At 52.6% G+C, this 3,886-nt stretch carries 4 protein-coding genes; all 4 read left to right on the top strand.

Going from position 1 to position 3,886, the window contains the following annotated elements; genetic code table 11:
* Positions 1-653: uroporphyrinogen-III synthase (locus tag ACESLU_RS12660; RefSeq protein WP_372639004.1), on the top strand; the 653-nt coding region annotated here is incomplete at its 5' end.
* A 257-nt stretch (positions 654-910) separates the two neighbouring features.
* On the top strand, positions 911-1,966 hold the full coding sequence (gene hemE, locus ACESLU_RS12655; protein WP_372639003.1) for a uroporphyrinogen decarboxylase: 1,056 nt from the start codon (positions 911-913) through the stop codon (positions 1,964-1,966).
* Between the two features lie 178 nt (positions 1,967-2,144).
* Positions 2,145-3,086: an oxygen-dependent coproporphyrinogen oxidase gene (gene hemF, locus ACESLU_RS12650; RefSeq protein ID WP_372639005.1), complete on the top strand. Its 942-nt coding sequence runs from the start codon at positions 2,145-2,147 to the stop codon at positions 3,084-3,086.
* A 133-nt stretch (positions 3,087-3,219) separates the two neighbouring features.
* Positions 3,220-3,886 (top strand): porphobilinogen synthase (hemB, locus tag ACESLU_RS12645; protein WP_372639002.1); only part of this gene is annotated, 667 nt, incomplete at its 3' end.

Below are 3,886 nucleotides of genomic sequence, written 5' to 3'. Positions count from 1 at the left end.
TTGTTGAACCCGCCCTTGAATTTAATTTTCCGGATTACTGGGATGGTGTCCTCAAGGTGATCAATAATCATCTCAAGTCGGACTGGGTGTTCACCAGCGCCAACGGGGTGAAAGCCCTGGGAGAGCTGATGAAGTCGGGCCTGCAGGTACGACCCGAAACTCAGCTTTTTGCGGTGGGTGCCAAAACACAGGAGGCTCTTCGGGGACTGGGACTTGAATCAAGGATTCCGCGCATGCAGGATGGCAAACACCTGGCGGAGCTGATTATCGAGGAGGGAAAAATAAATTCGGTGATTTATTTTCATGGTAACCTGAGCCGGGATGAGATGACCAATCACCTGGTGGAAGAAGGGATCGAAGTCATCGAACTGGAGGTCTATGAAACCGTTATTCATCCCGTTTACCTGCCCAACAAACCGGTCAGCGGAATCCTGTTTTACAGTCCCAGTGCAGTAGAGGGCTTTAAGAGGGGAACCGGGTTTGACCGTGACGAGCTGCCCCCGCTGTTTGCCATTGGTCCCACTACCGCAAAGACCCTGAAGAAGGAAAGCAACCGGCCGGTGGAAATCGCCCGGCAGCCCGATACCGAAGTGCTTCTCCGCACGGCGGCCAATTATATCTTTAACGATAATAATAAAGCAGAAAGGAAATAACTGCCGGGGTAATTCTTTGGCAGTCAACGCTGAATGTATCGAAGAGTTTGAAAAAGCAGGCATTTTGACCAATATCAATATCACAGCCTGGGCGAATTCTAACCCGTAGCATGTTATAAGCATATATCATATATAAGGATGTTCAACGTGCAAAAGTGCAGAGACTGGCCAAAAGAGCGGTTTTTGCAAAGCTCTCTGCCTGTACCTTGTTAACCTGTTTAAACCCGTAAAAGACGGTGGATGATAACACAGTATTTATGAAAAAAACATTTCCCGAATTGAAAAACGATTTGTTGCTGCGGACCCTCAAAGGCCGGGAAGTCGAACGTCCCCCGGTGTGGATGATGCGCCAGGCGGGACGCTATCTTCCCCAGTACATGGAAATCCGAAAGAAATATACCTTCTTCGAACGTGTGGAGACGCCCGAGCTGGCCTGTGAAATCACGATCCAGCCCATCGACGAGCTTGGCCCGGATGCCGCCATTATTTTTTCCGATATCCTGACGGTACCGCAAGCTCTTGGCATCGATGTAGACCTGGTTAAGGGGAAGGGACCGGTGATGGACAATCCGATTCGCAGCGTGGACGATGCTTTCGCTATTTTGGCTGAAGACGTGCCCGGGAAGCTCCATCACGTAATGGAAGCGATAACGCTGACGCGCAGGGAGCTTAACGGGCGGGTGCCGCTGATCGGCTTTGCCGGGGCGCCGTGGACGCTCTTCTGCTATATGGTACAGGGCGAGGGATCCAAGAATTTTGCCAAAGCCAAGGCGTTCATGTACCAGCATCCGGATGCGGCCCGCCACGTCATGAAAGAGCTGACGAAGGCCACGATTGATTACCTGAACGCCCAGGTTTCAGCCGGGGCCCAGGTGGTGCAGTTATTTGATTCGTGGGCGGGCTTGCTGGGGCCCGAAGACTTCAATGAGTGGGCAATGCCGAGTCTGATGGAAATTTGCGATGCTGTTGACGAGGTGCCCCTGATCCTGTTTGCCAAGGGCAGCTGGTATGCCCTCGAGCGGCTCAGCTTTAAAAGCAAGGCCGCGGCAGTGGGACTCGATTGGACGATTACCCCCGAGTACGGGCGGGAGGCTACGCGGGGTGACATCGTATTGCAGGGTAATTTCGATCCCTCTAAGCTGATGATGCCGACGGATGAGATTACACGCCAGACTACGCGGATGATCGATCGCTTTGGTCCGCAAAAATATATCGCGAACCTGGGACATGGCATCCTGCCGGATATTCCCGTGGATCACGCCCGTGCATTCATAGACGCTGTTAAAGAATATGAGCCCGGAAAAGTAGTATGAAAAAACTTTTGAAAAATTATACCATCTATTTTTTGAGCCTGTCAAAACATCTCCTGAATGCATTTTCTGTTTCATTTGAAGGGGAGAAGCTCCAACGAGCTCCAGGATGAGAAAAGGGGGATAGCCTGTTTGGTTTTGATATGGACGAAAAAGACAAGATAATACAGTATGTATGTCAATTAAGGAAAGATTCACCGATTACATCCGAAACCTGCAGGACGAGATCTGCGACAGGCTGGAGGAATTTGAGCAAAATGCCCGGTTTCGCCACGACAACTGGGATCGCGAAGGCGGGGGCGGGGGACACAGCCGGGTGATTGAAAAAGGAGATATCTTTGAAAAAGGCGGGGTCAACACCTCCACGGTGTACGGCGAACTGCCGGAACTGATCCGCAGTCGTTTTGAGGTGGATCAGGGTTGGTTCTGGGCCGGGGGACTGTCACTGGTTATTCATCCCCGGAGTCCGATGGTGCCCACGGTGCATGCCAACTATCGCTATTTTGAGCTGTATGACGATGCCGGGATGAGTGAGGTCCGCGACTGCTGGTTCGGCGGCGGGGCCGATTTGACGCCCTATTACCTGTGGGATGAAGATGCAGTGCATTTCCACCGGGTGCTGAAGGCGGCCTGTGACAAGCACGGCGGTGAGCTGTATCCCCGGTTCAAAAAAGAGTGCGACGAGTATTTTTACAACGAGCACCGCTCCGAAGGGCGCGGGGTGGGGGGGCTTTTTTTCGATTATTTGCGTCCCACCGAGGAACGAGCTTCCGAAAATTGGTACGCTCTTACCACGGAGGTGGGCGACGCGTTCCTGGAGAGCTACCTGCCTATCGTAAAACGGAGAAAAGAGGAGTCCTATACCGACCGGCAGCGATATTTTCAGGAGATTCGCCGCGGCCGGTATGTCGAGTTTAATTTAATTCACGATCGGGGTACCTTGTTTGGCCTGAAAACCGAGGGGAGAACGGAATCCATTTTAATGAGCTTGCCCCCGCGCGTGCGGTGGGATTATGACTTTCAGGTGCCGGAAGGCAGCGAAGAGGCCCATTTGATCGAGCGGCTCAAAAACCCCGTGGACTGGATCGTATATGGCAAAGAGTTGGAAATAGAAGACCCGTAAGGCGGGATGAACAGGCCGGCACAGATACAGGTCAACGAATAATATCATACGGTGGTAATAAGTTTAATATATTTGGCGTGGCCCGTTCACGCCGGGTCAACAGTCATCTGTCAATATCAATAAATGTACTTATATGACACACGGACAATTTCCATACATTCGCGGCCGCCGGCTGCGGGCCAGTGCGGCGGTCCGCAGGATGGTTGCGGAGCACAATCTGAAGCCGGTGGATTTTATCGCCCCGGTCTTTGTGATGGAAGGGAAAGATCAGAAAATAGAAATTCCCTCCATGCCCGACTACTACCGCTATACCCTCGATTTGCTGCTTGAGGAAATCAAAGCGCTGGAAGAAGCGGGTATCCAGTCGGTATTGGTCTTTGCAAAGGTGCCGGATGAGAAGAAAGACAACAAAGGCACCGAAGCGCTGAACCCCGGGGGACTGATGCAGCGGGCGGTAAGGGCCATTAAGGAAGCATTTCCCGGGATACTGGTCATGACCGACATCGCGATGGATCCGTATTCCAGCTATGGACACGACGGCATCGTGGAAGAGGGGGAGATATTAAACGACGAATCGGTGGAGGTGCTGGCAAAAATGGCTGTAAGCCACGCCGAAGCCGGCGCTGATATGGTGGCCCCGTCTGATATGATGGACGGCCGCATCGGGGCTATTCGGGAGGCGCTTGACGATGCTGCTTTTAAAAACACCGGCATTATGGCGTACAGTGCCAAATATGCCTCGGCGTTTTACGGCCCTTTCCGCGACGCGCTGGATTCGGCCCCCGGTTTTGGCGATAAAA

This window comes from Fodinibius sp. (assembly GCF_041642155.1).
GTDB lineage: Bacteria > Bacteroidota > Rhodothermia > Balneolales > Balneolaceae > Fodinibius.
This window is presented reverse-complemented; position numbering and strand designations above follow the sequence as displayed.

What these genes read in the sequence shown, in the direction of transcription:
- hemE (WP_372639003.1), top strand. Translation starts at nt 911, where the DNA reads ATGAAAAAAACATTTCCCGAATTGAAAAACGATTTGTTGCTGCGGACC.